This window comes from Streptomyces sp. MK37H (assembly GCF_018035285.1).
GTDB lineage: Bacteria > Actinomycetota > Actinomycetes > Streptomycetales > Streptomycetaceae > Streptomyces > Streptomyces endocoffeicus.
The window spans coordinates 1-3,347 of record NZ_JAAAYH010000662.1 but is presented as its reverse complement, the minus strand read 5'-3'; the positions used below and the strand labels follow the sequence as shown (position 1 = coordinate 3,347).

The window sequence follows — 3,347 nt, the reverse complement described above, 5'->3', positions numbered from 1 at the left end:
CTGATGACCCGGCGTGAGCAGGTCTGGACGCCAGGGGTTACCCGGCCGTAGCGTCGGATCGGCCGGGCTGATCACCCCGGCCGCCGGGCGGGAGGACGCGCCCCGGCGGCCGGTACCCGCCCGGCGTACCCGGAACCGCATCCACCGGAGGCCGCCGCCCATGTCCGCTGGCACCCTGCCGTCGTTCGATCCGCGTGACCCGCTGGGGCTCGACGATCTCCTCGACCCCGAGGACCTCGCGGTCCGCGACACCATGCGGCAGTGGGCCGCCGACCGTGTGCTGCCGCACATCGCCGACTGGTATGAGCGCGGCGAGGTGCCCGGCATCCGCGAGCTGGCCCGGGAGCTCGGCTCCCTCGGCGCGCTCGGGATGTCCCTCACCGGCTACGGCTGCGCGGGCGCCGGCCCGATCCAGTACGGCCTGGCCTGTCTGGAGCTGGAGGCCGCCGACTCCGGGATCCGCTCCCTGATGTCGGTGCAGGGCTCCCTGTCCATGTACGCCATCCACCGCTTCGGCTCCGAGGAGCAGAAGGAGCGGTGGCTGCCCCGGATGGCCGCCGGCGAGGTCATCGGCTGCTTCGGGCTGACCGAGCCCGACCACGGCTCCGACCCGGCCGGAATGCGCACCTACGCCAAGCGGGACGGCTCGGACTGGGTGCTCACCGGCCGCAAGATGTGGATCACCAATGGCTCGGTGGCCGGGGTCGCCGTGGTGTGGGCCCGCACCGACGAGGGCATCCGCGGCTTCGTCGTCCCCACCGACACGCCCGGCTTCTCGGCCCCCGACATCAAGCACAAGTGGTCGCTGCGCGCCTCGGTCACCAGCGAGCTGGTCCTGGACGAGGTGCGGCTGCCGGCCGACGCGGTGCTGCCCGAGGTCACCGGCCTGCGCGGGCCGCTGAGCTGTCTGAGCCACGCCCGCTACGGCATCATCTGGGGATCGATGGGCGCGGCCCGCTCCGCGTTCGAGTCGGCGCTGGACTACGCGCGGGAGCGGGAGCAGTTCGGCCGGCCGATCGGCGGCTTCCAGCTCACCCAGGCCAAGCTGGCCGATATGGCGCTGGAGCTCCACAAGGGGGTGCTGCTCGCCCACCATCTGGGGCGGCGCTTGGAGGCGGGGCGGCTCCGCCCCGAGCAGGTCAGCTTCGGCAAGCTGAACAATGTGCGGGAGGCGATCGAGATCTGCCGTACGGCCCGGACGATTCTGGGCGCCAACGGGATCTCGCTGGAGTATCCGGTGATGCGGCACGCCACGAATCTGGAGTCCGTGCTCACCTATGAGGGCACCGTCGAAATGCACCAACTGGTGCTGGGCAAGGCGCTCACCGGAATCGACGCCTTCCGGTGAGCGGCCCCCGGGTAGGCCCTGCCCGGTGGATCTTCGCGGGCCCGCGACGCCTGGCACGGCGCCCCCGGCTACCGCTGGGAGGTGCCCCCGGCACCAGACGCCGCGGGCCCCGCGGCGTCAGCCGCTGAGGTCACAGGCGCGAAGATCCACCGGCCAGGGCCTAGCTCTGGTTGAAAAAGCCCGTGGCGTGGCCGGACTGTCCGCTGACGATCTGGAAGTCGGCCGGGGTGAGGAGGAAGACGCGGTTGGCCACCCGGTCGATCGAGCCCCGTAGCCCGAAGATCAGCCCGGCCATGAAATCAACCACGCGCTTGGCGTCGGCGGACTCCATCGTCGTGAGGTTCACGATGACCGGTACGCCCTCCCGGAACAGCTCGCCGATGCCGCGGGCGTCCCGGAATCCGTCCGGGGTGACCGTGGCGATCCGGGTGCCCTGGTCCCGCGCGGTCTCGTCGGCCACCCGCGCTCGCGGGTCGGTCATCCAGGAGTCGCCGGGCTCGGACCCCTCGGCGTAGTCGTCGTCGTAGTAGCGCTCGTCATCGCTGTCGTCGACGAGGCCAAGCCAGGCACTTGCCTTGCGTACCGATCCCATGGACGCCTCCTCTCCCTGATGGTGTGTACTGTCCGCCCCTCTATGGTCGTCCATGATGCGGATGGTCTGCCACGTGGATTGCGGCCGCACAGGGGATTCGTGACGTTACTGGTGCACAACGGCTGGCGCCATATCAGAGTTCCACCTGGTTACGAGGGCTGACAGAGCGATGGGTAGACTCCGCCGCTGCCGGACGGGTGACGTCGGGGACGTACGGGTGAACGGGGATCGTGGTGTTTGGCATTATCCGGCCTTGTCGGCATCGGCTGTCGGAAAACCTGCGCACTGAGTGGATGGCGCATTTGTGCGGGCTGTGCCTCGCGTTGAGGGGGGACCACGGGCAGTTCGCCCGCATCGCCACCAATTACGACGGCCTGGTGATATCGGTGCTGGTGGAGGCCCAGGCCGGGCGGTCGGAGGGCTGGCGGCGGACCGCCGGGCCGTGTCCGCTGCGCGGGATGCGGACGGCGTCGGTCGCCCAGGGCGAGGGGGCGCGTCTCGCGGCCACCGTCTCGCTCGTGCTGGCCTCGGCGAAGGTACGCGACCATGTGGCGGACGGCGACGGGGCGTTGGCCCGGCGGCCGGTCGCCGCGGCCGCCCGCCGGGTGGCCGGGCGGTGGGACCGGGCGGGGGAGCGCAGCGGCGCCACGCTCGGCTTCGATACCGCGCTGCTGCTCGACGCGGTCGGCCGGCAGGAGGAGCTGGAGTCCCTCGCGGGCCCCGGCACCCCCTTGCTGACCGTCACCGAGCCCACCGAGACCGCGACCGCCGCGGCCTTCGGGCACACCGCCGTGCTGGCCGGGCGGCCCGGCAACCGGGCCCCGCTGGAGGAGGCGGGCCGGCTCTTCGGGCGGCTGGCCCATCTGCTGGACGCGGTGGAGGACCTGGCCGAGGACGCAGAGACGGGCGCCTGGAACCCCATCGCGGCCACCGGGACCGACCTCGCCGAGGTCCGCAGGCTGTGCGACGACGCGGTGCACGGGGTGCGGCTGGCGCTCAAGGACACCGAATTCGCGGGCAAGGGCTCCGGGCGGCTCGCCCACGTACTGCTGGTCCATGAGCTGGGGCGCGCGGTGGACCGCGCCTTCGGCACCACCGGCTGTGCGCACACCGGCGGCCAGGGCGCGGGCACCCCGGGCGCCCCGGGCGCCCCGGAGTCCTCCTACGGGCCGCCGCAGTCCCCGTGGATCAACCCGGGAGGCCCCGGCGGCGCGCCCCCGGAGCCGCCGCACGGCCGTCGGCGGGGGCTGATCGCGGGCTGCCTGGTGTGGACCGGGCTCTGCTGCACCTGCCAGGTGTGCTGCCGCGACCCGTACCACGACCCGTGGACCGGGCAGCCGCGCGAGGGCCTGTGCCATAAGTGCGATGACTGCTGCGACTGTTGTGACTGCTGCAGCAACTGCGGCG

General features: G+C 72.5%; 3 protein-coding genes. 2 read left to right on the top strand and 1 reads right to left on the bottom strand.

What is annotated here, in order from left to right; translation table 11 throughout:
* Positions 1–160: 160 nt before the first annotated feature.
* Positions 161–1,348 carry an acyl-CoA dehydrogenase family protein gene (locus GWI24_RS42325; RefSeq protein ID WP_210951336.1) on the top strand — a complete coding sequence of 396 codons (1,188 nt, stop codon included), beginning with the start codon at positions 161–163 and terminating at the stop codon, positions 1,346–1,348.
* A 160-nt stretch (positions 1,349–1,508) separates the two neighbouring features.
* Here GWI24_RS42325 and GWI24_RS42320 read toward each other — a convergent pair whose 3' ends face one another.
* Complete coding sequence (locus GWI24_RS42320) at positions 1,509–1,940, bottom strand: cell division protein SepF (RefSeq protein ID WP_037949899.1); 432 nt, start codon at positions 1,938–1,940, stop codon at positions 1,509–1,511.
* Between the two features lie 233 nt (positions 1,941–2,173).
* Here GWI24_RS42320 and GWI24_RS42315 point away from each other — a divergent pair.
* On the top strand, positions 2,174–3,347 hold a 1,174-nt coding region (locus GWI24_RS42315; protein WP_210951335.1), incomplete at its 3' end, for a DUF5685 family protein.